Here is a 25,590-nt window from a genome sequence, read left to right on the forward strand (position 1 = left end):
TGACCTCCCGCTTACCAAATGGATACTGATCATCCGTCGAGGATTCGTTTAGCATCCCTGCACCCCTCGGAAGTACCTGACTCACAAAATCCTTTCCAGAGGGTAGTATTGCCTTTTTATTGTAACAGCCACCCGACACTATGGGTTCGCGTCAAACCACAGGGACGGTTACACTTTGCAGACAGCCCAGCAACTGACCAACATGCCGATGACCCAGCTCACCGCACCGGCCTTTATTGACTTCGAGGCCTCCAGCCTCGACCTGATCGCCAGCTATCCGATCGAGGTCGGTCTGTGCCTGCCGAACGGGGAACTCCATAGTTGGCTGATCAGGCCTCACGTTCTCTGGCATGACTGGTCTGACAGCGCTCAGGCCATTCACGGCATCAGTCGCGACACACTGGTCGAAGAGGGGCTCAGTGTCAGCCAGGTAGCCCATCACCTGAACGAACTGCTGCACGGCGAGGTATTCTGCGATGCCTGGACCTTCGACAGCTTCTGGCTCCACCGCCTGTACAGGGCCGCCAACATGCGGCCTTCCTTCCAGCTGGAATCGGTTTCCATGTTGCTTTCTCCGGCCCAGGTCCAGCACTGGTCCGCCACGCGCCACAAGGTGATCGACGACCTCGGTCTGCCGGTTCACCGGGCCGCCAACGATGCCCGCATTCTCCATACCACCTGGTGTCAGGTGACCGCCGGCACCCCTGATGAGCAGCGCCCTTCCCTGGGCAAGCTGTAGTGGCCGGTGGATGGTGACAGGCAGAACCCTGGCCGCAGACACCTGACCACAAAAAAAAGGCGCTGCGGGAAACCCGTAGCGCCAAACAATAAAGGAGAGATCACACAGTCACTGACAGTGAAGCTGTGGATTGCACAACGTAAAACACGTGACGCCGGAAATTATCCTCGCAGGGCTGCTGAGTGTCTGTACGCGTTTGCCGAAGCCAGGGTTTCTGCGTATACCCTTGCCCCTGTCACCCATTTGCAAACCCTGACGTCCGCGATACACTGATGATTAGCTGGCTGTACAAGTGAAGTGCCGGCAATACTCAACCGTATTATGAATACAACGGAGAGTCCCCAATGGGCTTGAAGCGACCAACACACCAGTCTTTTGCGAGCACGCGGAGCAAGGCCCTGATGCCGGCCCGTGGCATGGTGATTATCAGGTAACGCTTTCGGCCCTGCCCGGAAGCTCAGGCGACCGGGCATGCAGTCTCCCGCATGAAAACCCGGTCCCGTGAGGCCGGGTTTTCTGGTTTTTGCAGCCGCAAAACGGTAAGGAGAGTGCCATGAACAGACCAACACCCAGACGTGCCACCAACATACCGGCCAGCCGCCGGCCTGGCCCTATCCGTCGTCCGGAAAAAATGCCGCTGCTGGATGCAATCTGCAAAAAACTGAATCAGCGGGTCAACCTGGAGGACGAGCGCAGCGTACTCGGGCTGTACGAGCGGGGCTGGATCTTCAACGGCGTTCTGGCCAGCCTGGACGGCGCCGAGGCCCGCTACGTCAAGGCCCTGGCAAGTCGCTACGATTCCTGGATTGCCCGGCAGGTAGCATAAACTGCTATAGTCTGGCTCATGATAACAAGGAGCCTGTCATGAGCCAGACGTCCGTTGCCGATACCCTCAGAGAATACCTGTCCCTGCTTGAACTCCTCGATGACGCCTACTGGGAAGCCAGCACCATCGGCAACAAGGATATGCTGTACGACATCATCAGCATATTCCACCAGGAAGTGGCAGAGCTGAACAAGCTCAGCATTCAGGACCACCACTACCCTTACGAAGTCATCACCGAAGGCATCCGACGGGTGGTTCCGCAACTCGAGCGCCTGGACGAAAAACGCCACGAGATCATCCAGCGCACCCAGACACAGACGGATTTCCGCGATATCGTATCGTCGGTACTGGGTATTCTCGAGGCGCAGTTACGCACCATCTGACTTGCCGGCTGGTGTCCCCAGGTGCTGGATCTCACCCGATTCAGTCGAGCCGGAGACCCCGCTGAAAACTATCGTGCGATTGCGTCCCTGCTCCTTGGCCTGATACATGGCCTTGTCCGCGAGGTTGCACAAGGTATCCGCCGAATCGGCGTGGTCGGGGTAGACCGCAACACCAATGCTGATGGTCAGGTCCAGCGCCATCCCGAAAGAGACCCTGACCGGCTCATCGGCGATTCGCCCCCGCAGGCGCTCGGCCACCTCCCAGGCTTCGTCAACGGACATTTCCGGCAACACGACGATAAACTCCTCACCGCCAAAACGTCCCAGCGTGTCCACCGTGCGCACACTTTCCGCCAGCCGCAGGCTGATCGACCTGAGCACCTCGTCACCGACCGCGTGCCCCCAGGTGTCATTGACGTTCTTGAAATGATCCAGATCTACCCAGAGCACTGCCAGCTTGCGGTGATAGCGTTCGGCCCGGGCCACCTCCTCCTGCAGGATGCGTTCGGTCTCCCGCCGATTGAACTGGCCGGTCAGGGGATCGATGGCTGCCATTTCAGATAACCGCGCCTCCAGCTCCTTGCGCTCGGTGACATCAAGAATAATGCCTTCGAGTACCATACCGCCGCCGTCCTCAACCCCCCGGCCACGCTCCCATACCCAGATGATCTGACCGTCCGCCCGGTGCAGGCGGTATTCCACGGAAAATGGCTCGGCGCTGCCAATGGCGTCCTCAACCGCTGCGGTCACATTAGCCGCATCGTCCGCAAACACCAGATCGGACCAGGGCAGGCGGCGATTATCGACCAGGTCTTCCGGCTGATAACCGGTCAGCTCACGGCAACCGCTGGAAATGAACTTCATGGTCCAGTAGTCGTCGTACAGGCAGCGATAGGCCATGCCGGGCAGGTTGTCCATGATGGTGCTGAGCTGTCGTTCCCGTGCTTTCAGGGCGCTCTCTGCCGCCCGGCTTTCGGTAACATCCATGCCAATGGCAATGGAGCCGGCAACCCTGCCGGCGGAATCCAGAAACGAGCGCGAGTGCCAGGCGATGGCCCGTTCGCCGTTGTGACGGGTTGCAATGGTGGTTTCCAGGCCCTCGACCTCCTCCTGCCCCGACAGGATACGGCTGACCCTTTCCAGCACCCAGGCGCGATAGTCCGGATCCGGGTAGAGCTTTTCCCAGATACTGTCACTGCCTGTTGCGACATCACTGGAAAAACCGCTGATCTCCTCCGCTGCCCGGTTCCAGATCAGCACCCGCCCCTGGGGGTCCAGTACGTTGATCCAGATATTGGCATTGTCGATCACGCTTTGCTGGAACTGACTCAGGCGGCGGATTTCCTCTTGCTGGCCCAGTTGGTGGTCGAGCATCTCCCGGTCACGGTGGAACTGCCGCAGCATCACCAGGTAGAGAACAACACCGGTAAAGGCAACAAAAGCCCACCCCTTCCAGGTCTGCAGCCGGGTCAGCATCTCCGGATCGCTGACCACCTGTTCCACGGCGGCGTCAGAAAACAGTATCCAGAGGCCACCAACCACGAGATAGGCAAGGGCAACCTTAAGAGATCGTGTTACCGGGGTTCCACTTCTTTTGCTATGGTTCATCAGTTGGCGGTTCTTCAGAGGACATGGGTGACAGGTTACATCGCTGTCGGCACGACTGAACCCTGTGGGGCCATTTCCCCGGCTGGTTTGCCCGAGGGCCCATAGTGAACAGTAGTGTGTCGCATCGGTAACGTCGACCACTGACACAGTTTTTTACAACCGTCACAGTATTTTTCATAAGCGCCTTACCACCTCGTACTTTGACAGGACTGTTTTCCATGATGGCTGGCCACCGCGACACCTCCACCGGCGAAAACCGACGGGCGCTCTGGTCATGGGCGCTGTATGACTGGGCCAATAGTGCCTTTTTCGCCATCATCCTGACTTTCGTCTTCGCCCGCTATTTCAGCCAGTCGGTGATCCAGGATGATGTCGCGGGTACCGAAGCCTGGGGCAATATCGTCGGCCTTTCCGGGGTGGCGGTCGCCATCCTGGCGCCGATACTGGGGGCCATTGCCGACCAGAATGGTCGCCGCAAGCCCTGGTTCATTGGCTTTACCCTGCTCTGTGTGTTCGCCACCGCCATGCTCTGGTTCGTCGCGCCAGGCAGCGGCGATTTGTGGTTTGCCGCCTTCTGGGTGAGCCTCGGCATTCTCGGAGCGGAATGTGCCTTTATCTTCTACAACGCCATGTTGCCGGACCTCGCCTCACCGGCGCGGGTAGGCCGCTGGTCCGGCTGGGCCTGGGGCCTGGGCTACCTGGGCGGTGTGACTTGTCTGGTGGTGGCGCTGTTCGGCTTTATCGAAGGCGATACCGACTGGCTGGGGCTGGACCGTGACAACCTCGAACACGTGCGGGCCACCTTTGTGCTGGTGGCCGTCTGGTTCCTGGTGTTTTCCCTGCCATCGTTTTTTCTGATTCCTGACCGGCCATCCCGAGGTCTGTCGCTGGCATCGTCCGTCCGGGCGGGGCTCGCCCAGCTTGCGGACTCCATCCGGCAGGTCCGCAAGTACCGGATCATTGTCCGCTTCCTGATTGCCCGTATGCTCTATACCGACGGGCTGGCCACCATTTTTACCTTTGGCGGCGTGTACGCTGCCGGCACCTTCGGCATGGATCAGACTCAGGTGCTGCAATTCGCCATCGCGCTGAATGTCACCTCGGGCGTGGGTGCACTGGCCTTTTCCTGGGTAGACGACGCCATTGGCGGTCGCAATACGGTGCTGCTGTCGCTGATAGGGCTGACCCTCAGCGCCGTGGCGATACTGGTGGCTACGGATGCCCTCTGGTTCTGGGTCTTCGGCATGACCCTGGGCATCTTCGTGGGCCCGCTGCAATCCGCCAGCCGCTCCTACATGGCCAGGGTGGCACCGCCTCATCTGCAGACCCAGATGTTCGGGCTGTTCGCCTTCTCCGGCAAGGCCACGGCCTTTATGGGCCCGTTGCTGGTAGGCTGGGTCACCGCCGTCAGCGGCAGCCAGCGCTGGGGCATGAGCACCATCCTGGCGTTCCTGCTGGTCGGGTTCGTGCTGATGCTGACCATTCCGCCGGCTCGGGAGGTGGCCCACAGCGAGCACTGACTCACGCTGCGTTTAGCGCTATGCTCACGGTTTTCAGCCGCGTTGAGGAGCCTTGATGACCCCTGCCATTGATCTTGCCCGCCAGGTGGGCATTACTCACCAGGTACACGAATACGACCACGATCCGAAGAGCGATTCCTATGGCACCGAAGCGGCAGAGAAGCTGGGAGTTGATCCGGACCAGGTGTTCAAGACCCTGGTGGTGGAGACCGACGCCGGGGAACTGGTGGTGGCGATCGTACCCGTTTCCAACAGCCTCAACCTGAAACGGGTGGCGAAGGCGGCAAAGGCCAAGAAGGTGGTCATGGCGGACAAGCAGAAGGTACAGCGCACCACGGGTTATGTGCTGGGTGGCGTAAGCCCGCTGGGGCAGAAGAAGGCGCTGAAGACCGTTATTGACGAGTCAGCACAGACCTTCGACACCATCCACGTCAGTGCCGGCCGCCGGGGGCTGGAAATCGAGCTGGCGCCGGCTGACCTGGCAAGTCTGACCCGGGCCTCATTCGCCACCATCAGGGCATGATTTTTTTGCCACGGAATCCACGGAAAGACACGGAAAAAAGACAAAGAAAAAGAGGATTTGCCACTAAATCCACGAAAGAACACGAAATTTAACAACCAAAGACTTTCTTATTCAGTAATCATTTTTTCGTGTTCTTTCGTGGGTTTAGTGGCTAGAACGATCTTTTCATCTTTTCCTTCCGTGTCTTTCCGTGGATTCCGTGGCGACAAAAAAACCCGGAGAGCAACGCTGCCCACCGGGTTTTTCTCATTCAGGCTTGCCGCTTACTTGGCAGGGGCCTGCTGGCGAGCTTCCTCGAGTAGCCTGTTGAGGGTCTCGCTGGGCTGCATGATCTTGCAGACCTTGTCCGCCGGCGGATGGTAGTAGCCACCGATATCCGCTGGCTGACCCTGTATCACGCTCATCTCTTCCAGGATCTGGTCCTTGTTGTCTTCCAGCTGTCTGGACAGCTTGGTGAAGAACTCTTTCATGTCCTTGTCTTCGTCCTGGTTGGCCAGTTCCTCGGCCCAGTAGCGGGCCAGGTGGAAGTGGCTGCCGCGGTTGTCCAGTTCGCCGGTTACCCGTGATGGTGACTGGTTGTTTTCCAGCAGGCGCCCGGTGGCCTTGTCCAGGGCCTCGCCCATCAGGCGGGCACGCAGGTTGCTTTGCTTCTCGCCCAGTTCCTCCAGCGAGACCGCAATGGCCAGGAACTCGCCCAGGGAGTCCCAGCGCAGGTGGTTCTCTTCCAGCAGCTGCTGCACGTGCTTGGGCGCGGACCCACCGGCACCGGTTTCGTAAAGGCCACCGCCGTTCAGCAGCGGCACGATGGACAACATCTTGGCACTGGTACCCAGCTCCAGAATCGGGAACAGGTCGGTGAGATAGTCCCGCAGTACGTTGCCGGTCACGGAGATGGTGTCCAGGCCCCGGATCAGGCGTTCCATGGTCCAGCGAATCGCGCGCACCGGCGACATGATGCGGATGTCCAGGCCCTCGGTGTCGTGATCCTTGAGACAGGTCTTCACCTTCTCGATCAGCTGGGCATCGTGGGGGCGCTCGTCGTCCAGCCAGAACACCGCCGGCATGCCGGTGGCGCGGGCGCGGTTCACCGCCAGCTTGACCCAGTCACGGATCGGCAGGTCCTTGGTCTGGCAGGCGCGCCAGATATCGCCTGCCTCAACCTCGTGCTCGGTGAGCACGGTGCCATCTTCGGTGACAACCCGCACGGTGCCGTCTTCGGGGATCTCGAAGGTCTTGTCGTGGGAGCCGTATTCCTCGGCCTTCTGGGCCATCAGACCCACGTTGGGCACGGTGCCCATGGTGGTCGGATCAAAGGCACCGTGAGTTTTGCAGAAGTTGATCACTTCCTGGTAGATGGTCGCATAGGTGGACTCCGGCATGACCGCCTTGGTGTCCTTCAGCTTGCCGTCGCGGGCCCACATTTTGCCGGAATTACGAATCATGGCGGGCATGGACGCATCCACGATCACGTCACTGGGTACGTGCAGGTTGGTGATGCCCTTGACGGAATCCACCATGGCAATTTCCGGGCGGTGCTCGTAGGTCTTGTGCAGATCTTCCTGGATCTGCTCCTGTTTCGATTCCGGCAGCTGCTTGATTTTCTCGATCACGGAGGACAGGCCGTTGTTCGGGTTGACCCCGATCTCATCGAACAGGTCGCCGTATTTATCAAACAGCTCCCGGTAGAAGACTTTCACCGCATGCCCGAAAACGATCGGGTGGGAGATCTTCATCATGGTCGCCTTGACGTGCAGGGAGAACATCACGCCAGTTTTCTCGCAGTCCTCGATGGCATCCTCGAAGAACTTCACCAGATCCTTCTTGCTCATGAACATGCCGTCGAGTACTTCGCCTTCCTGCAACGCCAGGTCGGACTTGAGCACTGTCTGCTTGCCCGACTTGTTCTCGAACACAATATTGACACTGGTCGCCTTGTCCAGCGTCACCGACTGTTCGCTGGAGTAGAAGTCACCACCGCGCATGTGGGCCACGTGGGTCCGGGATGCGGGGCTCCACTCGCCCATGGAGTGGGGATGCTTGCGGGCGAACGCCTTGACCGCGGCCGGCGCGCGACGGTCGGAATTGCCCTCACGCAGAACCGGATTCACGGCACTGCCCAGAACCCTGGAGTAACGGGCCTGAGCCTCTTTCTCCTCATCGGTTTCGGGATCTTCACGGTACTCGGGGACCTTGTAGCCCTGTTCGTTCAGTTCCTTGATGGCCGCGCGCAGCTGGGGGATAGAAGCACTGATGTTGGGCAGCTTGATGATGTTGGCGTCCGGGTCCTTGGTGTATTCACCCAGATCGGCCAGTGCATCAACAACGCGCTGGTCTTCTTCGAGGTAATCAGGAAAGACTGCCAGGATACGGGCAGCCAGGGAGATATCGCTGGTCTCGAAGGTGATGCCTGCCGGTGTGGTAAAGGTCTGCAGGATCGGCAGCAGGGAGCGGGTCGCCAGGGCAGGCGCTTCGTCGGTCAGCGTATAGACAATCGTGGGGTTTTCAGTTGTCATCTTCGTCCTCTGGGTAATAGATGAATTCAGGACGGTCACCATCAGCATCAAGGGTCTTGTGAACCCATGACGGAACAATGACTGATCAGGGTCTGTTGATAAGTGCTATAAGATAGCATTTTTTTCGAACGCCGGGTTACGATCTTAGTATAAGACCCCGCCCCGGATGTCAGATCAGCCCCGCCCCGGCCAGCCGTTCAGCAATGCTGTCCAGCGCTTCGGGATTGGCCAGGGCATCCCGGTTATCCGCCTTTGCAGAGCCATTGAGCAGCCGCGCCACGGCAAGCTCCACCTTCTTGCCGCTGCGGGTGTAGGGGATGTCCGGCACGGCAATCATGTGCTTCGGTACGTGCCGGGGACTGGCCCCTTCGCGGATGCGCCGACGCAGTTGTTGCTGCAGGGCATCGGTCAGTTCATGCCCGGCTGCCGGCACCACCAGCAACACCACTTCAACGTCACCGTCAACCTGGCGACCCACCACAAGACTGTCGGCCACCTCCGCAATGGTTTCCACCTGGCGGTAGATTTCGGCCGTACCAATGCGCACACCGCCCGGGTTCAGGGTGGCATCGGAACGACCGTAGATAATGGCACCCCCGTGCTCGGTGAACTCGATAAAGTCACCATGGGCCCACACCCCGGGAAAGGTGTCGAAATAGGCCTTACGGTAGCGCTCACCGTCCGGATCGTTCCAGAAACGCACCGGCATGGACGGCAGCGGCTGCCGGCAGACCAGTTCACCACGGCCTTTGCTGACCGGCTTGCCGTCATCGCCGTAGGCCACGGCATCCACCCCCAGCAGGCGGCACTGGATTTCACCCCGGCGTACCGGCAGCAACGGAGTCGCGCCCACGAAGCTGGCGCAGATATCAGTGCCACCGGCAATGGAACCCAGCAGCACCTGCGGCGCGCCATCGCCATAAACCCAGTCGTAGTCTTCCGGCAGCAGCGGCGAGCCGGTGGAGAAGACTACCCTCAGGTGACTCTGGTCCAGGTCACGGGCCGGTTTCAGTTCGGCCTTGCGACAGCCGGCAATAAATCGGGCACTGGTACCGAAGTGGGTGACCCGCTCCCGGGCCACGGTCTCCCACAACATGTTCAGGTCCGGATAGCCCGGGGAACCGTCCACGGTGACCACGGCGGCACCGGTCATCAGGGCCGATACCTGCCAGTTCCACATCATCCAGCCGCAGGTGGTGAAGTACAGAAAACGGTCATCCGGCTCTACATCGCCGTGGAGCATCAGCTCGCTGGCATGCTTGGCCAGTATTCCGGCACTGCCATGCACAATACACTTGGGCTGGCCGGTGGTGCCGGAGGAATACAGGATATATACGGGATGGTCCGGTGGCAGCGGCGTGAAGGAAGGCGCCTGGCCGGAACCGGCGGCAATCGCATCGTCCCAGGTGGTCACCTTGTCGCCGGAGATGGGATCCTCGTCCGGCAGTTGCGGGATACTGACCACGCACTTGAGGGACGGCAGCTGATCAATCAGTTCCCGGAACGCCTGCTGGCGCGGGAAGACCTTGCCACCGTATCCATAGCCGTTGACCGCGATCACCGCCGCCGGTTCGATCTGGCCGAATCGGTCATTGATCGCGCCCACCCCGAAATCCGGCGAGGCTGAACTCCAGATGGCGCCCATGCTGGTGGTCGCCAGCATACCCACGATGGCTTCATAGCCGTTGGTGACGATGCCGGCTACCCGATCGCCCTGCTGCACACCCTGGTGGCGCAAGAACCCTTCCAGGGCGCCGACGTCCGCCCTGAGCTGACGATACGTACGCCGCAGCACCGGGCGGGTTTCGCAACAGGCAACAACGGCTTCCCGGTCGGCGTGGTCGCCGTCTGCCAGTCGCAGCAGGTTGGCGGCAAAATTCAGCCTCATGCCGGGAAACCATTCCGCCCCCGGCATATCGCGACTGCCCAGCACCCTGTCCGCCGGTGTCTCACAGACCAGTCCGCAGTAGTCCCAGAGTTTCTGCCAGAAGGTTTCCAGGTCGTCAATGGACCACTGGTGCAGGGCGTGATAATCGGCGAACGGACCATAACCCTGGCCTTCGAGCCAGCGCCTGAAGCGGCCCATGCGGGATTCGTCCAGTATTTCCCGCGATGGGCTCCAGACGACTGGTGATTGTTCTGTGGTACTCATCCGAACCTCCTGATTACTGCATGTGCCAGCCGTGGCTGACCACAATGGACTGGCCGGTGAGGGCGGCGGACGGGAAGGCGGCCAGATGCACGGCCAGTTCCGCGATATCCTCGACGGTGGTGAACTCACCGTCCACGGTGTTCTTCAGCATTACGTTACGGATCACCTCTTCCTCGGAGATGCCAAGCTCCTTTGCCTGTTCGGGGATCTGCTTTTCCACCAGCGGCGTGCGCACGAAGCCCGGGCAGATGATGTTACTGCGCACCCCGTGTTCCGCGCCTTCCTTCGCCACCGCCCGGCACAGCCCCAGCATGCCGTGCTTGGCCGCCACGTAGGGGGATTTCAGGGGCGAGGCTTCCAGCGAGTGGACCGAGCCCATGTACAGCATGGTGCCGCCGGTGCCGGCATACATCTGGTTCAGAGCGGCCCGGGTTACCAGGAAGGCCCCGTTGAGGTGAACGTCTACCACCTTGCGCCAGTCAGCGTAAGCCAGCTTGTGCACCGGGTCGATGTGCTGTACGCCGGCATTGGCCACGGCAATATCCACGCCGCCCCACTGGTCCGCCAGCTGGCTGAAACCATCGTCCACGGCCTGCTCGTCGGTGACATCCATGACCAGTGCCATGGCCTCGCCACCGGCGGCACGAATCGATTCGGCAGCCTCGCTGGCACTATCGTGACTCAGATCGGCAATGGCTACCCGGGCGCCCTCGCGGGCAAAAAGTTCGGCAATTGCCCGGCCAATACCCCGGCCAGCGCCGGTAATCAGGGCAGTACGGTTTTCCAGTCGCATTGTTATTATCTCCTCAATCGTAGGCCATACCTGGCCGGCTACGGTTGCCTCGGTTCGTCTTTAGAACAGCGTCATCTGGGCGTCGATCGTCTCTCGGGCCAACCCCGGATAGCCGGGTGTCGACAGGAATGTGACATGAGATTTCTTTTTTGCCAATGTTTGTAACCTGGTGAGGTTAGCCCAGCCGCAGAAACGGAGCCAGGGAAACGCCGAGGATAAACACCAGCGCCAACAGGGCGGCGATTACCGTAATCGGCTTGCGCAGGAACTGGTGCCGGACGCCGCTCCCCTTGCCCGCCTGGAGTGCCTCCTCCCAGGCCTGGCGCTGACGGTTCTGGCGCTGCGACTGGTATTCCCGCAGCAGGGCCTTTGCCCGTTCCGCCTCCACCTCGTCATGCACCCAGAAGCCTCCCATGCTGATGCCCCAGAACGACGGTGGCGTTTCGTAATAGTTCACCTCATGCTCACCGAACAGGGCGCGGATCTCGTCCGCCTCGTCGTCCGGCACATGGCGCAGATTCATCAAATGGTGGGGCATCGGTTACACTCTCGTGGCCTGTCATTGATACAAGGATACTGCATGCCCGGCCACCTTGAGACCCTGCTGGCCTTTGATCGTCAATACCAGCGCGACCAGCAGCAGTCACCGGCCTTTCTGCACCGCCGTGACCGCCGCTATGCCCTGGACCGGGGCAGCAACCAGGCTCCGGATATGGGTCACTGGCTGGCCCAGCTCCAGGCCCTGAACGAGACAGCCACTGTCAGCTACCCGCCGGAACTGCGGTTCTGGCAGCGTTTTGCCAGCGCTTTTGTCAGCCTCGGCGCCCTGCTGGGTATTGTGACCATGTCGGGCCTGTTGTTCTACGATGGCGGCCAGCAGATCAACATCACCGTTATTCTCGGTGTCATCCTGCTGCAACTGGTGTTGGCCCTGATCACTGCCATACAGGGACTGGCCGGGTGGCAGCCATGGGCACCACTGGTTCACAGCCTGCAGCATCGGCTGGAGAAACGGCAACCGTCCCCGGCCCTGATGCCGTTGTTTGGCCCGATGATGGCTCGCACCGCCCAGGCGGCCGGCCTGGCCTTCGGCCTCACGGGACTGGTTACGCTGCTGGGCTCGGTGGTGCTACAGGACCTGGCCTTCGGCTGGAGCACCACCCTGGAGACCTCCGCCGAAGCCTGGCACAGCATTGTATCGTGGATCGCGGCTCCCTGGTCCGGCTGGCTGCCGGTGGCAACACCTTCACTGGAACTGGTGTCGGACACCCGCTTCTTCCGGCTGGCAGACACCACCCCCGGGACCGATTCCGCCCGCTGGGGGGCCTGGTGGCCCTTTGTGGCCATGGCGTGGCTGACCTGGACCATCCTGCCCCGGTTACTGTTGCTGGGCCTGGCCACCCTGGACCTGCGCCGCAAGAGCCGTCGTGCACTGCGCCATCATCCGGGTTATCCGGCGCTGCTGTGGCGCATGGAAACGCCCGCGGTGGAGACCGGCAGCGATACCACGGACAGCGGCCAGCTGCCCGCCGACGCCTCAACGGATACAGTGCCGGTTCCCGACACGCCACTGATCGTCTGCTGGGCTGGCGCATCACCGCAGGGTGTCCTGACCGAGACCTCCGCGCCCCCCCTGCGGGCCGGTGGCAGCCAGAGCCTGCAGGCGGACCGACGCACCCTGGCTGACCTGGCCAGCCGACGTGGGCCCGGTGACCGCGATCTGCTGGTGGTGACCCGCGCCTGGGAACCACCCACCGCCGAGCTGGAGGATTTCCTTGAGGAGGCGGCCATGCAGTTTCCGGATATCACCCTGACCCTGCTGCCCCTGGCCACCACGCCCACCCGGCGACCGGCCGATCAGCAACTGGCCCAGTGGCTGCGATTTGCCGACAGGGCCGGGCAGGGCATTCGGGTGGCAGCCACGGACAACGGGGAGGCCAACCATGTCCAGCACTGACCAGGCGCCGGTATTCGCCGTGGTGGGCCACCCCAACCGTGGCAAGTCCAGCGTGGTAGCCACGCTGTCCCAGAACGACCGCATTGCTATCGCGCTGGAGCCGGGCACCACCCGCGAGAGTCAGACCTACCCGCTGGCGGTGGATGGCCGCACCCTGTACACCCTGGTGGACACCCCCGGCTTCCAGCGCCCCCGCCGGGTACTGGAATGGCTGGAAGCCCACAGCCTGTCGGCCTCCGACCGGCCGGATACAGTGGCGGCGTTTGTTCACCAACACCGGGATAACCCGAAGTTCCGGGACGAGTGTGAACTGCTGACACCCATCATCGAGGGGGCAGGCATTATCTACGTGGTGGATGGCTCGGTGCCCTATACCGCCGAGCAGGAGGCGGAAATGACCATCCTGCGCTGGTCCGGACAGCCCAGCCTGGCGCTGATCAACCGCATCGGGCCGGACGACCACACTGCAACCTGGCAGTCCGCCCTGGGGCAGTTCTTCCAGATTGTCCGCAGTTTTGACGCCGTTAACGCCCCGTTCGAGCAACATCTGAGCCTGCTCAAGGCCTTTGGCCAACTGCGTCCCGAGTGGGAGCGCCCCCTGGAAGATGCCACCCGTTTCCTGAAGCAGCAGCGGGACGACCGCCAGTGGCAATCAGCGCGTCTGATCGCAGGGGCCCTGACTGACATGATGCGGCACCAGGAAAGCCGTACTCTGCCCAGATCCCTGCCCGTCCCCGGTAGCGAAAGCCGCGAGGCTCTGGAAGCCCGTCTGCGGGAACAGTGGTATCAACACCAGCGACAGCGGGAACAACGCCTGCGCCGGGATATCGAGAGCCTGTACCAGCACCACAGGATCGCCCGCCAAGAGGCGGAGCTGAGCTGGCATCACGACCATGACCTGTTCAGCGAGAGCACCCGCCAGGCATGGGCCGTAAGCCGTCGCTACCTGGCCACCGCCGGTTTCGGCGCGGGAGCGGTTGGCGGCGCCGGCATCGACGCGCTCACCCTGGGCCACTCCCTGGGCGCCGGGGCACTGATTGGTGGCCTTATCGGCGCCGCGGGCAGCTACTTCTACGGTGACCGGCTGGCCATACAGGCCCTGCGGCCGGGAACCCCCCAGGGTACCGGCGAACTGCAGACCGTCACCTTTGGTCCGGTACAAGACCTGCAATTCGGCTATATTGTATTGGGAAGGGCCGTGGACCACTGGTGGCATATCAGTGAACGCAACCATGCCGGACGCGATCCGCTGGAACTGCCGCCCTCGGACAGCCACTGGCTGGAACAGCTGGACAGCCCCCGCAGAAAGGCCATCCAGTATGCCCTCGGCAAGCTGCGCAAGGGCCGGAAACTCGGCACCGATGAACAGCAGGCCCTGGAGTCAGCCATTCATTCATCCATGGACCATTACCGCCATTGGCGGGTGACATCCGGCGATTACAGTTGAACCCGGGAAAGCTCTGATGTTTATATTGTAAGACTGTGTTACCCGATTATGGCCAACCAACCACCATGAGGTACGCCCATGAAAATCGTACGAGTACAGGACATTATTGGTACCGAGCGCGAAGTCAGCGACAAGCAATGGACCAGCCGCCGCCTGCTGCTGAAAAAGGACGGAATGGGGTTCTCCTTCCACGAAACCATCATCAAGGCGGGCTCCGAGCATACGTTCTGGTACAAGAATCACCTCGAAGCGGTTTACTGTGTCGCGGGCAATGGTCGTATCAAGGACCTGGCCACGGGTGAGGTACACGAAATCACCGACGGTACCCTTTATGCTCTCGACAAGCACGACAAGCACACCCTGTACGGTGGCACCGAGGACATGCGCCTGATCTGTTCCTTCAACCCGCCGGTCACCGGACGTGAAGTGCACGACGAAGACGGTGCCTACATCGCCGACACCGACTGATCCCGTCGAGGCATTATTTCAACGGTGACTCACACCTCCGCAAGCACACCGCCACCGCCAGCCTCGCTGCTGCCGGTGGCGGTGTTGCTTTGGCTGGCAGGACTTTACCTACGGGTGCCCATTCTGGTGGCGCCACCCCTGGCGCCGTTTATCAGCTCAGACCTGGGGCTTAACCAGACCCTGACCGGCGCCCTCACCACGCTGCCGATACTGATGCTGGCCATCGGTGCCATGCCCGGCTCCCTGGCCATATCACGGCTGGGGCCGCGCAATACGCTGGTGCTGGCCATGGTGGTCATGGCCATGGGGTCCGCCGCCCGGGGCCTGGCACCGGAAATCGTTACCCTGCTTACCGCCAGCGCCGTGATGGGACTGGGCATTGCCATGATGCAGCCGGCGCTGCCGGCGCTGCTGCCCCGGTGGCTACCGCCCCACCATGTCGCCATGGGCACCGCCATATACATGAATGGCATGCTGATGGGGGAGTTTGTCGGCGCCGGGATCACCCTGCCACTGCTGGTGCCCCTGCTGGAAAACAGCTGGCGCCTGACCCTGCTGGCCTGGTCGTTGCCGGCATTACTGGTCGCCGCAGCGTTATTTCTGCCAAAACGGGATCTGGCACGACCCACGGAACGGGCGGCCTGGTTACCGGACTGGTCGAATCCGCTGACCCTGAAACTCGGGCTGCTGCTGGGCCTGTCGGCATCCATGTTCTTCGGACTCAATGCCTATATGGGCAACCTGCTGGCTCAGACCGGACACTTCGACAAGCTGTCCCAGGCCCTGTTCTGCTACAACATTGCCCAGGTCTTCGCGTCCCTGATGATGCTGAAAATGGCCCGGCAATGGGTCGGGCGCCGCTCCATGATCACCGTTACCGCTGTCATCAGTGTTGCCGGCACCACAGGCGCTATCGCCCTGGAGGGCTGGTGGGCCATTGCCAGTGCCACCCTGATGAGCTTTGTGGCCGGCATCCTGCTGATCCTGCTGGTGGCGCTGCCGCCGTTGCTGGCCAGGCCCGGGGAAACCGGTCGCCTGTCTGCCGGCACCTTCCTGGTGGGCTACACCCTGGCCTTCACCATCCCCATGCTGGGGGGTGTCGTTTCCGACATGACCGGAGACGTGCGCCACAGCATTCTGGTGATGATCGCTTACAGTGTGCTGGTCCTGCCGCTGATTCGCACACTGGACCTGAAGCCGGCACGGGCGGAATCGTCCGGGAGCTAGTCCTCTTCCGTTGGCGCCACCCGCGGCAAAACCGGCCGGTTCAGCATGGCCATGGCCTTCAGGCCCTGGTCAAGCAGGCGCCGCAGGGCGCTGAGATCGTCCAGCATCGACTGCCCCCGGTCTTCGTCAAGCTGACCATTCACCATGGCATGTAATACCGCTGCCTTTAGCCTTTGATAAAGTGGCCCGGTTTCGTCCACGCGGCTATCTGTTACCGCTTCCGACGTGAGCAGCCGGTTGATCCAGTCCAGATACCGGTCAAGCAGCAGCCGGACGGTCTGCTCCGGCAGCGAGCGACGACTCTGGCGCAAGCGAATAATGCTGTTTACCTGCTCCGCCACTTCCGCCAGATAGCGGCCGGTACGGACCGCCACCGTCAACTCCTCCACCACCTCCGGGGACAACTTTTCGGTCCGGGTTTTTGCCGCGAAGCGGGTAACCGCAAGGTAAAGCTCATGAATGGCGGCAATCTGCCGGGCCCCTGCTGCTTCGGTCATGCCCTCCCGGGTCAGGGCGGCATGAACCAGGCCGGTAACCAGCTCCTGCATGCGTTCCAGCTCCCGCCCCAGTGCTTCCACGGCCAGTTCCGGGGTGGCAGACACGGTCTTGTCGAGATAACGGGGACGGGCGAGATCTTCCTCTGCACTACGGAAGAAACGCTCCAGCTGCCGGGCCAGCCAGGGTATCAACGGCAGCAGCAGGGCAATGCCGATCAGTTTGAATAGGGTATGAAACACCGCCAGCAGAATAGCCGGACTCCCCTCCAGGTTCAGCCAGTTGGTGAGTTCCCCGGCCAGGAACAGAACCAGCGGCAGCAGCGCCAGCGCAACCGCCCCGGCCACCAGGTTGAACAGGATGTGGCTCAGCGCGAGCCGGCGGGCATTGGCGGTCGCATTGAGCACGGCGATCGCCGCGGTCGACGTGGTGCCCAGGCTGGCACCAATAACACCGGCTGCCCCAGCTTCCAGACCGATCACGCCGGTACTGGCCGCTGTCAGCACAATCGCCAGGGTGGCGGACGACGACTGAGTCAACAGCGTAATAAGAAAGCCGATACCCAGATAGACAGCCCAGTGATCACCGCCGCCCCCCTCAACACTGGCACTGAAGCCACCGGCAAGACCGCCCAGGGAGTCCTTGAGCAGCTCCAGCCCCAGGAAAAACAGACCGAATCCTGCCAGGGCCTCCCCCAGCGAGGCCCAGCGGCCGCCGGAACCGACGATGCGAAGGATCACACCAACCGTGAGAATGGGCAGTGCCATGGCGCTGATCTTGAAACCACTGCCCACCAGCGCCACCAGCCAGCTGGTCACCGTGGTACCCACGTTGGCGCCGAAAACCACGGCAATAGCCTGGGACAGATTCAGCATTCCCGCGTTGACAAAGCCGATGGTCGCTACCGTCACCGCACTTGACGACTGCACCACGCCGGTGATCAGGGCGCCGGACGCCACACCTCGCAGGGGCCGGTCCGTCCAGCGTTCCAGCAGACGCTTGAGACCTGCGCCAGCGAAGGTTTTCAGGCCATCGGTCATCATGCCCATGGCCAGCAGGAACAGGGCCAGGCCGCCGGCGGCCTGAATCAGAATGGAAATGCTCAAAACACGACTCCGTGTCAGATGCTCTGATGCGTCACGTCGGCAGGTTACGCCCGGCGCTCATACAATGCCCGGAGCGCCGCGAGACGGACGGGGATACCCATAACTCAAGGTGTTTCGGGTTGCGGCAACACCTTGAGGAACATGAGTTTTGTAAAGGATTGCAACCAGAGCTTTCACCTGCAGCCTTGCGACTGTTAACCTGATCAAAATACCATCAGTTGGAGCTGTCATGTCAGATGTTGCCGCCATGGCTTCGGCCAGTACCCAGATGAATCAGCAACGAGTCAGCGAGCAGTCCCAGATCATGGTGATGAAACAGGCCATGGATATGCAAGAGCAGGGCGCGATGCAGTTGCTGGAAAGCGTAACCGACACGGCAGTGCCCACGACGGGGGCGAATCCTGCTGATCGTGTGGGCGCCAATGTGGATGTCAAGGCCTGAGGGCCTTTGCCACCTGCTACTTCTTGAAGAACGCGAGAAACGCGCCTGCTACAACCGCCGCGACACCACCAATGATGTACCACATGGTTTCATCACTGAAACGACCCGTCACCGTTTCTGCCAACTGCTCGCCCATTGACTGGGAAGCCTGGTAACCGAAAAACAAAAGCAGTACACCCACCACCAGCAGAACAATACCTACGATTTTCTGGGTTCCCATTCCGTGTTCCTCCTTGCGTTGGTATCTCAACAAGTTAGCTGCCTGACGCGTGGAAAACAAAGGTACTGGACGATTTTCTCTTGAGGGCCTGTGTGCCGCCTGGCAAGCGTTTTCCGGAAAGTTGATATCAGTCATGGCCTGGCGCCTCAACGTAATAGATAATGATTCTCGTTCAAACAAAGGAGAATCCCATGACATCATTACTCAGAATCAGCACCCTGATCACAACACTCTCTTTTTCCGGCCTGGCGGTTGCCACCGACGTGGTGCACTTTGAAGGCAAAGCATCCAATACGCTCCCTGAAGCCGTCGCAAACTTTTCGGAGTACAACGACAAGCTTGAAGCCGTTATGGAAGGCGAACTGACCCCGGAGGCCATGAGTGAGGTTCACCAGCTGAGCTACACGCTGGAAAACGCCATTGCGAAAATGAGTAAAGAGCTCGATTCGCTGGCGGAGACCCTGGAGGAGGTTCATCTGGCTTCCGAGAGTGCCGATACCGAGACGGTTAGCGAGCAAGGCGCTGCTTATCTTGAGACGTCCCGGGAGCTTGTGGAGTAACTGATAGCTGGCTTCCTAGCCTGATTGTTGCGGAGTCTGGCGGTGGGGTGGGGGGTGCTTTCTACGCCGCAAACAGGGGTCATGGATGACCCCTGTTTGCGGCGGCGAAAGACCTACCAGCACTCCCTTACCGGCAAAAAAGTTTAACGTCCCACTCCATAACCAGAAGACCGAAAACGAGAAGGACTAACCCCCTCCCACCGTCGAAATGCCCGGGCAAAAGCGGCTTCTTCGGAAAACCCGAGACGCCCACTGACCGAAACCACGGTCTGCCCGGACCGCAACAGATCCACCGCCAGCCGGTGCAATTCCCGCTCCCGCAACACCTTGAACGACAGCCCCTCGTCCGCCAGCAACCGGTTCAGGTGACGGCCACTAACCGCCAGCTCCGACGCGACCCGCTCCTTGCCCCAGCCCGGATGTTCCCGTACCAGACCACTCACCTGACTGCTCAGACTCTGGTGCCCCAGGGATTCAAGGGTATGATCCGCCAGCTGTCGCAGATGATCCCGTAACGCGCTGTTAGCCTGAATCAGCGGCAGATCACCCTGCTCCCGCGGCAGTCGCAGGCAGTTTTGCCCGGCACTGAACACCACCGGCATACCGAGGCGCTCACGATACAAGGCCTCCTCGGCCAGGGGCTCGTGGGCCAGCAGCAGGGTCTCCGGCTCGAGAGTCTCGCCCGTGGCCCAGCCTGCCAGCCGCACCAGCGACGCCATCACGGCCTCCACCCGCTCCGCCACACGGACCTGGTAGCCGGGTTGGTAACAGAGACGGATCCATTCATCGTCCTCCGAGATCGAAAACTCGCCACCGTCACCCACCACCGGAGCATACTCCACCAGCGCTTCCAGCCCTTCCCGCAGGGTGTCACAGCTGACCAGCAGCATGCCGGCACTGTCGAGATGCCCGATCTGCAGGGCCAAGCCAATCTCCAGCCCGGCCAATGGTTCCCCGGAAGCCCGACAGTATTCGTCCCACAGCTGATCCTGCACCGCCAGTGGCACCCGCTGACCTGGCACCACCTCACAGGTAACAGACTCAGGCATCACAATGCCGCGGCGCCGGGCCGCCTGCAGGATCGCCTGGGCGTAGAGGTGAGTTACACTGGGAGAACTTCCGATCATGGCCCGAATTGTCGTGGTTTGTGTCCCGTCCGGTCAGGAAAGCCGGCTCCGCAAATTCTAAGATACGGGATCATAACAACAAAAGCAGGAACACTATCATGTACGCAGTGATCGGCGCCGGCCCCATGGGCCTGGCCTGTGCCCGCAACCTCCAGAAACAGGGCATCCCCTTTACCGGATTCGAACTTCACAGCGATGTGGGTGGCCTGTGGGACATCGACAACCCCCACAGCACCATGTACGAAACCGCTCACCTGATCTCGTCAAAGCGCATGACCGAGTTCGAAGAATTTTCCATGAAAGACTCGGTGGCCCAGTATCCCGCCCACCACGAGCTGAAGACCTATTTCCGTGACTTCGTGGACCATTTCGGACTGCGCCAGCACTACGAGTTCAATACCCGGGTGGTCAGCGTTGAGCCGCAAGGGGATCAGTGGCAGGTAACCACTGAATACGACGGCCAGCAGCAGACCCGCACCTTCGACGGGGTGATGATCGCCAACGGCACCCTGCACACCCCCAATAAACCGCCCCTGCCCGGCGAGTTCACCGGCGAACTGATGCATTCCGCCGACTACCGCAGCCCGGAAGTCTTCCGCGACAAGCGGGTGCTGATCATAGGTTGTGGCAACTCCGGTGCGGATATCGCCGTGGATGCGGTACATCACGCCCGTTCGGTGGACATGAGCCTGCGCCGGGGCTACTACTTCCTGCCCAAGTTCCTCAAGGGCAAGCCCATCGACACCATTGGCGGCAAGCTGAAGCTGCCCCGGCCCGTCAAACAGCGGATGGATGCGGCGCTGATCCGCCTGGTGATGGGCAAACCCTCGGATTTTGGCCTGCCGGACCCGGACTACCGGATGTACGAATCGCACCCGGTGATCAACTCCCTGATCCTGCACCATCTGGGCCACGGTGATATCCGCCCCCGACGCAGCATCGACCGGGTCGAGGGCAGGACCGTTCATTACAGCGACGGTGAGAGCGGCGAGTACGACCTGATCCTGACGGCCACCGGCTACCTGCTGGATTACCCCTTCATCGACCGGAAGCATCTCAACTGGCCAGAGCAGGAGGACGCCCCCCGGCTGTACCTGAACATGATGCACCCGGACTACGACAACCTGTTCATGATGGGCATGGTGGAAGCCACCGGCCTGGGCTGGGAGGGTCGCAACCAGCAGGCGCGGCTGGCGGCCCTGTACATCCGCGAGCAGCAGAGGGACACCCCCGCCGCCGGCGCCCTGCGACAGAAAAAGAAGGAAAGGGCCGGCGAACGCCTGGACGGCGGCTACAACTACATCAAGCTCGCTCGTATGGCCTACTATGTGAACAAGGACGCCTACCTGGAGACTCTGGCAGACCATATCGCTGAACTCGACACCGACCAGAAGGGGTAATACCGTATGACGGTGCAGTTTGACCCCGCCAGCCTGATCACGCTGAACGCCATCCTCGCGCTGATGATGTTCGGCGTATCCCTTAACCTGAAACCGGCGGACTTCAAGCGGGTGCTCACCATCCCCCGGGCTCCGGTTGCCGGGCTGCTTGCCCAGTTCCTGCTGCTGCCCCTGGCCACCTGCCTGTTCACCTGGGCCCTGAAGATCGATCCTCAGCTGGCCCTGGGCATGATCCTGGTAGCCTCATGCCCGGGCGGCAGTTTTTCCAATATCATGACCTGGCTGGGCAAGGGCAGCGTGGCCGTCTCCGTGAGCATGACCGCCGTCTCCAGCCTGGCCGCCACCGTGCTGACGCCACTGAACTTTGCCCTCTACGGCTGGCTCAACCCTCATACCCGTGGCTACCTGCAGGAAATTGCCCTGCAACCGGAGAACATACTCATGCTGGTGCTATTGGTACTGGCACTGCCACTGGTACTGGGCATGCTGGCCGGGGGACGCTTCCCCAGGCTGGCAATACGCAGCGAAAAGCCCCTGCGCTTTGTCTCGCTGCTGGTGTTCCTGGCATTCGTGGCCATCGCCTTTCTGAATAACGTGGACCTGTTCCTGGCGAAGTTCCACACCTTCTTCTGGCTGGTGGTTGGCCATAACATCCTGGCGCTGGCACTGGGCTACAGCATGGCGCGGATGATGAAGCTGTCGGTACCGGACCAGCGGGCGGTGACCATGGAAGTGGGCATCCAGAACTCCGGGCTGGGGCTGGTCATCCTGTTCACCTTCTTCCCCGAGGCGGGGGGCATGATGCTGATCACCGCCTTCTGGGGTGTCTGGCACCTGGTGTCCGGCCTGACCCTGTCGCAGATCTGGGCCCGCCGCCCGCTTCCTGAACCTGTTCACCAACAAAGCTGATTCCATGACCACTGAAAAACGCATCCTGATCACCGGCGCCGCCGGCTATATCGGCCACCAGCTGGGCAACCGGCTGGCAAAGGACTACTTCGTCATCGGCACCGACCTGTACTGGCGCGAAGGCCTGGACTTTCCCCTGGAAGTACTGGACGTGCGGGATAACAATCTCGTGCTGACCCTGGCGGAATACCGCATCACCCACGTTATCCACCTGGCGTCCATCCTCCAGGCCTCCCCGGACCGGCAGCGGGACTACGACATTGACGTCAACGGCACCCGCAACGTGCTGGAAGCCTGTGTTGCCGCCAAGGTTCAGCATATCACCGTGACCAGCTCCGGTGCGGCCTATGGCTACCACCCGGACAACCCCGCCTGGATCGACGAGGACGACCCACTGCGGGGCAACCCGGAGTTTGCCTACTCGGACCACAAGCGGCAAGTGGAAGAGTTGCTTGAAAAATACCGCAACGAACAGCCGCAGCTGAAGCAGCTCATTTTCCGCCCCGGCACGGTGTTGGGTGCCGAAACCCGCAACCAGATCACCGCGCTGTTCCTGTCGCCGCGACTGCTCGCGATCCGTGGCAGCGACTCGCCGTTCGTGTTCATCTGGGACCAGGACGTGCTCGACGCCATGGAGCAGGGTATCCGTGAAGACAAATCGGGTCGCTATAACATGGCCGGCGATGGCGCCCTGACCATTCAGGACATTGCCCGCAAACTCGACAAGCCGCTGCTGACGCTGCCGGTGAGTGTCGTCAAGACCGGGCTGCAGGTGGCGAAATGGCTGGGCAAACCGGTGGGACCGGAACAGGTCAACTTCCTGCGCTACCGCCCGGTACTGAGCAACCGCAGGCTGAAAGAGGAATTCGGTTACCGGCTCAGAAAAACCTCAGCGGAAACCCTCGATTACTTTATTGAAAATGCCAGGAGGAAGGGAGACCTGTGAGCGTTACCCTGATCACCGGCGCAGCCAGCGGCCTGGGCTGGGCCATGGCACAGTACTGGTACCGGGCCGGCCATTGTCTGGTGCTGGCCGACATTGACGCCGAAGCCCTGTTGCAACGACAACATGAACTGGGGGATGACACCCGGGTGCTCGTCGTTACCGTGGATGTCACCCATCGCGGGGACCTTGAACGGCTGGTGCGTGAGACTGAAGACACTTTCGGCCGTCTGGACCTGCTGGTGAACAACGCCGGCATTACCCATCGCTCTCCCGCCGCCAGTACCGACCCGAAGGTTTTTCGCAAAGTGATGGCCGTGGACTGGCAGGGCCCGGTGGAGCTGACCCAGCTGGCGCTGCCCCTGCTTGAGCAAAGCGGTGGCAGCATCATCACCATCGGTTCCATGGCCGGCTGGATGCCGGTGCCCGGCCGCGCCGGCTATTGCGCCGCCAAGGGCGCCCTGACCCAGTTCTTCGAAGTGCTGCGACTGGAACTGGAGCCCAGGGGGGTGCATGTGCTGATGGTGTACCCCAGCTTCCTGGACACCCCGATCGAGCACAACGCCCTGGGCGCGGACGGCAACAAGGCCCGTCACGCCCGCTCCACCATTGGTGGTATGTCCAGTGCCGATGACATGGCCCGCATGATCGATCAGGCCCTGGCCCGTCGTAAACGCTGGCTGCTGCCCGAACCAGTCTCCCGTTTCGGCAGCCTGCTGTGGCGAATCGCCCCGGCGCTTTACCTGCGGGCCGTTCGCAAAAGATTTGCCGGCGATCTGAACGACCATGGCGACCCTGCCGCCCCCGAACACCGGACAAAGGCTCCATAACATGATCGATCCCTGGCTGTGGCTTGGCCTTGCCATCCTGCTGGCCTACACCATCGAAGCCATCACCGGTTTCGGCTCCATCGTCATTGCCCTGTCCCTGGGGGCAGTGCTGCTGCCAATTCCGCAGATGCTGCCGGTGCTGGTGCCGCTGAACGTATTCATGAGCGGCTACCTGACCTGGAAACATCGCCAGCACATTGACTGGCGCCTGCTGGCCACGCTGATCCTGCCACTGATGCTGGCCGGCACCGTGGCCGGTTACCTGCTGACCCCCTGGCTGGGCGCCAGCATCCTCAAGGTGTTGTTCGGGCTGCTGGTGGTGTGGTTCGCGGGCAAGGAGCTGTGGCGGCTGTATGGTGGCCGCGTGGCGGTACCCCACGGCCTGATGACCAGCCGTATCATCACCTTTGGCGCCGGCGTCACCCACGGCCTGTTTGCCTCCGGCGGGCCGCTGCTGGTCTATGCCCTGGCGGGCATCCAGCTGGACAAGAGCCGCACCCGGGCCACCCTGCTGACGGTCTGGTTCACCCTGAACCTGACCCTGAGCGCCTTCTACCTGCTCGATGGCAGCCTGATGGCCAGTGCCGGCCGGCTGGTGTGGTACCTGCCCCTGCTGGTAGTGGGGGTGCTGGTGGGTGAATTCCTGCATCACCGGCTCAACGAGGACCGCTTCCGGCAGGCAGTGTATGGCGTGCTGCTGGTCACTGGTGTGCTGCTGATCCTGCGGGCCTGAGATGCCATAAAGCTATCAGCTCACTATTATTCATAGCTTTAGAGAATTATACGCATTGGAAAGTCCGATTGGGCAGGGCCCTCCTGTGTGCGGATACTGTGAATCAGACGTATTCATATACCCGAGGAGACAACCCATGCGCACCGTACAAGACCTGATGTCCCGATGGACGCCCGCTCTCCATGAACGGGATTACCTCAGCCGCGCCGTGGACCAGATCCTCTCCAGCGGCTACACCGGTTTACCGGTGGTGGATGACAACTATCAGCTGGCGGGGTTTCTGTCCGAACAGGATTGTATTCGCTCACTGGCCAGCAGCAGCTATCACTGTGACAACTGGGTGCGTATCAGCGACATCATGACCCGCAACCCTGTAACAGTGACACCGGAGATATCAGAACTGGCTCTGGCGGCCCTGTTCGCCGGAGAGAAACCGAAAGTCTATCCGGTGGTCGACCAGGACAACCGCGTGGTCGGCGTGCTCACCCGTTCCCACGTGATGGCGGCCCTGAATGAACAGCTGAAGACCTGCCGGGTGGCTTGAGTGACCCGCCCATCGCCCGCACAGGCGGGCCCGGGCTGAAAGGGCCAGACCAGGCCGGCAAACACTGATCGGCATTCCGGTCACCTTTAACCACATTTAACACCGAAGCGGAACCAGCGCGCACC

Annotated in this window: 25 protein-coding genes; 17 read left to right on the plus strand and 8 right to left on the minus strand. The window is 61.4% G+C overall.

The window, feature by feature from the left end; genetic code table 11:
• Positions 1-208: 208 nt before the first annotated feature.
• From IE079_RS02010 to IE079_RS02020, 3 genes are all read left to right on the plus strand, one after another.
• Positions 209-739: a 3'-5' exonuclease gene (locus IE079_RS02010; protein WP_189572919.1), complete on the plus strand. Its 531-nt coding sequence runs from the start codon at positions 209-211 to the stop codon at positions 737-739.
• A 553-nt stretch (positions 740-1,292) separates the two neighbouring features.
• Positions 1,293-1,565 (plus strand): hypothetical protein, encoded by a 273-nt coding sequence (locus tag IE079_RS02015; RefSeq protein ID WP_189572019.1) that lies wholly within the window; start codon positions 1,293-1,295, stop codon positions 1,563-1,565.
• Between the two features lie 38 nt (positions 1,566-1,603).
• Complete coding sequence (locus tag IE079_RS02020; RefSeq protein ID WP_189572021.1) at positions 1,604-1,948, plus strand: hypothetical protein; 345 nt, start codon at positions 1,604-1,606, stop codon at positions 1,946-1,948.
• Here the strand turns inward: IE079_RS02020 and IE079_RS02025 are convergent.
• Complete coding sequence (locus tag IE079_RS02025; RefSeq protein ID WP_189572023.1) at positions 1,934-3,556, minus strand: sensor domain-containing diguanylate cyclase; 1,623 nt, start codon at positions 3,554-3,556, stop codon at positions 1,934-1,936. The genes IE079_RS02020 and IE079_RS02025 overlap by 15 nt on opposite strands.
• A 218-nt stretch (positions 3,557-3,774) precedes the next feature.
• Between IE079_RS02025 and IE079_RS02030 the strand changes: the two genes are divergently transcribed.
• Entirely contained in the window at positions 3,775-5,076 is a 1,302-nt protein-coding gene (locus tag IE079_RS02030; protein WP_227712254.1) for an MFS transporter, read from the plus strand.
• 55 nt (positions 5,077-5,131) lie between these two features.
• Positions 5,132-5,599: a Cys-tRNA(Pro) deacylase gene (gene ybaK / locus IE079_RS02035; protein ID WP_189572025.1), complete on the plus strand. Its 468-nt coding sequence runs from the start codon at positions 5,132-5,134 to the stop codon at positions 5,597-5,599.
• A 263-nt stretch (positions 5,600-5,862) separates the two neighbouring features.
• Here the strand turns inward: ybaK and IE079_RS02040 are convergent, their stop codons facing one another.
• The 4 genes from IE079_RS02040 to IE079_RS02055 form a co-directional block, all read right to left on the minus strand.
• A complete protein-coding gene (locus tag IE079_RS02040) occupies positions 5,863-8,112 on the minus strand; it encodes an NADP-dependent isocitrate dehydrogenase (protein ID WP_189572027.1) in 2,250 nt (749 codons plus the stop codon).
• A 169-nt stretch (positions 8,113-8,281) separates the two neighbouring features.
• On the minus strand, positions 8,282-10,264 hold the full coding sequence (locus tag IE079_RS02045; protein ID WP_189572029.1) for an acetoacetate--CoA ligase: 1,983 nt from the start codon (positions 10,262-10,264) through the stop codon (positions 8,282-8,284).
• A 13-nt stretch (positions 10,265-10,277) separates the two neighbouring features.
• Positions 10,278-11,057, minus strand: a complete 780-nt coding sequence (locus tag IE079_RS02050; RefSeq protein ID WP_189572032.1) for a 3-hydroxybutyrate dehydrogenase — start codon at positions 11,055-11,057, stop codon at positions 10,278-10,280.
• A 175-nt stretch (positions 11,058-11,232) separates the two neighbouring features.
• Positions 11,233-11,595, minus strand: coding sequence for a DUF6164 family protein (locus IE079_RS02055; protein ID WP_189572035.1), 363 nt, complete (start codon positions 11,593-11,595; stop codon positions 11,233-11,235).
• A 42-nt stretch (positions 11,596-11,637) separates the two neighbouring features.
• Here IE079_RS02055 and IE079_RS02060 point away from each other — a divergent pair, with 42 nt between their 5' ends.
• The 4 genes from IE079_RS02060 to IE079_RS02075 all read left to right on the plus strand — a co-directional run bounded on the left by IE079_RS02060 (position 11,638) and on the right by IE079_RS02075 (position 16,156).
• Positions 11,638-13,014 (plus strand): DUF2868 domain-containing protein, encoded by a 1,377-nt coding sequence (locus tag IE079_RS02060; protein ID WP_189572038.1) that lies wholly within the window; start codon positions 11,638-11,640, stop codon positions 13,012-13,014.
• Entirely contained in the window at positions 13,001-14,461 is a 1,461-nt protein-coding gene (locus IE079_RS02065) for a GTPase/DUF3482 domain-containing protein (RefSeq protein WP_189572041.1), read from the plus strand. Before IE079_RS02060 ends, IE079_RS02065 begins: the two co-directional genes overlap by 14 nt.
• Positions 14,462-14,539: 78 nt before the next feature.
• On the plus strand, positions 14,540-14,929 hold the full coding sequence (locus IE079_RS02070; protein WP_189572044.1) for an ectoine synthase: 390 nt from the start codon (positions 14,540-14,542) through the stop codon (positions 14,927-14,929).
• A 24-nt stretch (positions 14,930-14,953) separates the two neighbouring features.
• Complete coding sequence (locus tag IE079_RS02075) at positions 14,954-16,156, plus strand: MFS transporter (RefSeq protein ID WP_227712255.1); 1,203 nt, start codon at positions 14,954-14,956, stop codon at positions 16,154-16,156.
• Here IE079_RS02075 and IE079_RS02080 read toward each other — a convergent pair.
• Entirely contained in the window at positions 16,153-17,757 is a 1,605-nt protein-coding gene (locus IE079_RS02080; RefSeq protein ID WP_227712256.1) for a Na/Pi cotransporter family protein, read from the minus strand. The two genes, IE079_RS02075 and IE079_RS02080, sit on opposite strands and share 4 nt — an antisense overlap.
• 229 nt (positions 17,758-17,986) lie before the next feature.
• On the opposite strand from IE079_RS02080, the gene IE079_RS02085 reads away from it, so the two are divergent.
• The gene (locus IE079_RS02085; protein ID WP_189572047.1) at positions 17,987-18,199 is read left to right on the plus strand and encodes a YjfB family protein; all 213 of its coding nucleotides are present in this window, start codon (positions 17,987-17,989) and stop codon (positions 18,197-18,199) included.
• A 16-nt stretch (positions 18,200-18,215) separates the two neighbouring features.
• On the opposite strand, the gene IE079_RS18730 is transcribed toward IE079_RS02085, so the two are convergent.
• Positions 18,216-18,554 carry a DUF3185 family protein gene (locus IE079_RS18730; RefSeq protein WP_227712257.1) on the minus strand — a complete coding sequence of 113 codons (339 nt, stop codon included), beginning with the start codon at positions 18,552-18,554 and terminating at the stop codon, positions 18,216-18,218.
• 56 nt (positions 18,555-18,610) lie between these two features.
• On the opposite strand from IE079_RS18730, the gene IE079_RS02095 reads away from it, so the two are divergent.
• Positions 18,611-18,979, plus strand: a complete 369-nt coding sequence (locus IE079_RS02095; RefSeq protein ID WP_189572050.1) for a DUF6746 family protein — start codon at positions 18,611-18,613, stop codon at positions 18,977-18,979.
• Positions 18,980-19,122: 143 nt separating this feature from the next.
• Here the strand turns inward: IE079_RS02095 and IE079_RS02100 are convergent, their stop codons facing one another.
• Positions 19,123-20,106 (minus strand): AraC family transcriptional regulator, encoded by a 984-nt coding sequence (locus tag IE079_RS02100; RefSeq protein WP_189572054.1) that lies wholly within the window; start codon positions 20,104-20,106, stop codon positions 19,123-19,125.
• 98 nt (positions 20,107-20,204) lie between these two features.
• Here IE079_RS02100 and IE079_RS02105 point away from each other — a divergent pair, with 98 nt between their 5' ends.
• The 6 genes from IE079_RS02105 (at position 20,205) to IE079_RS02130 (ending at position 25,465) form a co-directional block, all read left to right on the plus strand.
• Positions 20,205-21,506 (plus strand): flavin-containing monooxygenase, encoded by a 1,302-nt coding sequence (locus IE079_RS02105; RefSeq protein ID WP_189572057.1) that lies wholly within the window; start codon positions 20,205-20,207, stop codon positions 21,504-21,506.
• A gap of 6 nt (positions 21,507-21,512) precedes the next feature.
• The gene (locus tag IE079_RS02110; protein ID WP_189572059.1) at positions 21,513-22,415 is read left to right on the plus strand and encodes a bile acid:sodium symporter family protein; all 903 of its coding nucleotides are present in this window, start codon (positions 21,513-21,515) and stop codon (positions 22,413-22,415) included.
• A 4-nt stretch (positions 22,416-22,419) separates the two neighbouring features.
• Positions 22,420-23,361: an SDR family oxidoreductase gene (locus tag IE079_RS02115; protein WP_189572061.1), complete on the plus strand. Its 942-nt coding sequence runs from the start codon at positions 22,420-22,422 to the stop codon at positions 23,359-23,361.
• Positions 23,358-24,188, plus strand: a complete 831-nt coding sequence (locus tag IE079_RS02120) for an SDR family oxidoreductase (protein ID WP_189572064.1) — start codon at positions 23,358-23,360, stop codon at positions 24,186-24,188. The genes IE079_RS02115 and IE079_RS02120 overlap by 4 nt, the downstream gene beginning before the upstream one ends.
• Before the next feature lies 1 nt (position 24,189).
• On the plus strand, positions 24,190-24,921 hold the full coding sequence (locus IE079_RS02125; RefSeq protein ID WP_189572066.1) for a sulfite exporter TauE/SafE family protein: 732 nt from the start codon (positions 24,190-24,192) through the stop codon (positions 24,919-24,921).
• Positions 24,922-25,057: 136 nt separating this feature from the next.
• A complete protein-coding gene (locus tag IE079_RS02130) occupies positions 25,058-25,465 on the plus strand; it encodes a CBS domain-containing protein (protein ID WP_189572068.1) in 408 nt (135 codons plus the stop codon).
• Positions 25,466-25,590 lie beyond the last annotated feature (125 nt).

The sequence above is a fragment of the Marinobacter zhanjiangensis genome, assembly GCF_014651935.1.
Taxonomy (GTDB): domain Bacteria; phylum Pseudomonadota; class Gammaproteobacteria; order Pseudomonadales; family Oleiphilaceae; genus Marinobacter; species Marinobacter zhanjiangensis.

Coding starts and splice junctions, on each gene's coding strand:
- IE079_RS02010 (WP_189572919.1), top strand. CDS start 209: ATGACCCAGCTCACCGCACCGGCCTTTATTGACTTCGAGGCCTCCAGC.
- IE079_RS02015 (WP_189572019.1), top strand. CDS start 1,293: ATGAACAGACCAACACCCAGACGTGCCACCAACATACCGGCCAGCCGC.
- IE079_RS02020 (WP_189572021.1), top strand. CDS start 1,604: ATGAGCCAGACGTCCGTTGCCGATACCCTCAGAGAATACCTGTCCCTG.
- IE079_RS02025 (WP_189572023.1), bottom strand. CDS start 3,556: ATGAACCATAGCAAAAGAAGTGGAACCCCGGTAACACGATCTCTTAAG.
- IE079_RS02030 (WP_227712254.1), top strand. CDS start 3,775: ATGATGGCTGGCCACCGCGACACCTCCACCGGCGAAAACCGACGGGCG.
- ybaK (WP_189572025.1), top strand. CDS start 5,132: ATGACCCCTGCCATTGATCTTGCCCGCCAGGTGGGCATTACTCACCAG.
- IE079_RS02040 (WP_189572027.1), bottom strand. CDS start 8,112: ATGACAACTGAAAACCCCACGATTGTCTATACGCTGACCGACGAAGCG.
- IE079_RS02045 (WP_189572029.1), bottom strand. CDS start 10,264: ATGAGTACCACAGAACAATCACCAGTCGTCTGGAGCCCATCGCGGGAA.
- IE079_RS02050 (WP_189572032.1), bottom strand. CDS start 11,057: ATGCGACTGGAAAACCGTACTGCCCTGATTACCGGCGCTGGCCGGGGT.
- IE079_RS02055 (WP_189572035.1), bottom strand. CDS start 11,595: ATGCCCCACCATTTGATGAATCTGCGCCATGTGCCGGACGACGAGGCG.
- IE079_RS02060 (WP_189572038.1), top strand. CDS start 11,638: ATGCCCGGCCACCTTGAGACCCTGCTGGCCTTTGATCGTCAATACCAG.
- IE079_RS02065 (WP_189572041.1), top strand. CDS start 13,001: ATGTCCAGCACTGACCAGGCGCCGGTATTCGCCGTGGTGGGCCACCCC.
- IE079_RS02070 (WP_189572044.1), top strand. CDS start 14,540: ATGAAAATCGTACGAGTACAGGACATTATTGGTACCGAGCGCGAAGTC.
- IE079_RS02085 (WP_189572047.1), top strand. CDS start 17,987: ATGTCAGATGTTGCCGCCATGGCTTCGGCCAGTACCCAGATGAATCAG.
- IE079_RS18730 (WP_227712257.1), bottom strand. CDS start 18,554: ATGACTGATATCAACTTTCCGGAAAACGCTTGCCAGGCGGCACACAGG.
- IE079_RS02095 (WP_189572050.1), top strand. CDS start 18,611: ATGACATCATTACTCAGAATCAGCACCCTGATCACAACACTCTCTTTT.
- IE079_RS02100 (WP_189572054.1), bottom strand. CDS start 20,106: ATGATCGGAAGTTCTCCCAGTGTAACTCACCTCTACGCCCAGGCGATC.
- IE079_RS02105 (WP_189572057.1), top strand. CDS start 20,205: ATGTACGCAGTGATCGGCGCCGGCCCCATGGGCCTGGCCTGTGCCCGC.
- IE079_RS02110 (WP_189572059.1), top strand. CDS start 21,513: ATGACGGTGCAGTTTGACCCCGCCAGCCTGATCACGCTGAACGCCATC.
- IE079_RS02115 (WP_189572061.1), top strand. CDS start 22,420: ATGACCACTGAAAAACGCATCCTGATCACCGGCGCCGCCGGCTATATC.
- IE079_RS02125 (WP_189572066.1), top strand. CDS start 24,190: ATGATCGATCCCTGGCTGTGGCTTGGCCTTGCCATCCTGCTGGCCTAC.
- IE079_RS02130 (WP_189572068.1), top strand. CDS start 25,058: ATGCGCACCGTACAAGACCTGATGTCCCGATGGACGCCCGCTCTCCAT.